Raw genomic sequence first — 772 nt, 5'->3', positions numbered from 1 at the left:
GGTCGACGAGGAGACGAGGTTGTTGAGCGCCACCGTCATCGGCGTCGTCGATGCGCCGGAGAAGGAGGCACCGAACAGGAAGTCGTTCCAGATATTGGTGAACTGCCAGATGACCGAGACGACGATGATCGGCCCGGAGGACGGCAGCAGGATGCGGTAGAAGATCTGGAAGAAGCTCGCCCCGTCGATCTGCGCCGCGCGCACCAGCTCGGTCGGGAAGTTCTCATAGTAATTGCGGAAGTAGAGCGTCGTGAAGCCGAGGCCATAGACGACGTGCACGAGGATCAGCCCCCAGAGCGAGCCGGCAAGCCCGATCATCCCGAGAATGCGCGCCATCGGGATGAGCACGATCTGGAACGGGATGAAGCAGGAGAGCAGCAGCAGGCCGAAGAAGACGTTCGAGCCCTTGAACTGCCACTTGGTCAGCACGTAGCCGTTCAGCGCGCCGATAATGGTGGAGATCGCGACGGCCGGCACGACCATCAGGATCGAATTGATGAAGAAGGGTCGAAGGCCCGTCGGCTGCACGCCGATCTGCGCCGTCGACCAGGCGGAGATCCAGGGTTCGATCGTCCACTCTTTCGGCAGGTTCAGCATGCCGCCCTGGCGGATCTCCTCCAGCGGTTTCAGCGAGTTCACCAGCATCACGTAGAGCGGCAGCAGGTAGTAAACCGCGAAGACGATGAGCGCGGTGTAGATGAGGGCGCGCGTCAGGCGGCCGTGCGAGATGATGTTGTCGGGGCTTTGCGCGCTCATCGGCCTTTGCCTCCGC

At 62.2% G+C, this 772-nt stretch carries 1 protein-coding gene; it reads right to left on the bottom strand.

The features are described from left to right. Positions 1-756 (bottom strand): carbohydrate ABC transporter permease (locus ACZ1A1_RS24915; protein ID WP_463622060.1); only part of this gene is annotated, 756 nt, incomplete at its 3' end. Positions 757-772: the final 16 nt, after the last annotated feature.

This window comes from Shinella sp. R2-11 (assembly GCF_055330205.1).
This window is presented reverse-complemented; position numbering and strand designations above follow the sequence as displayed.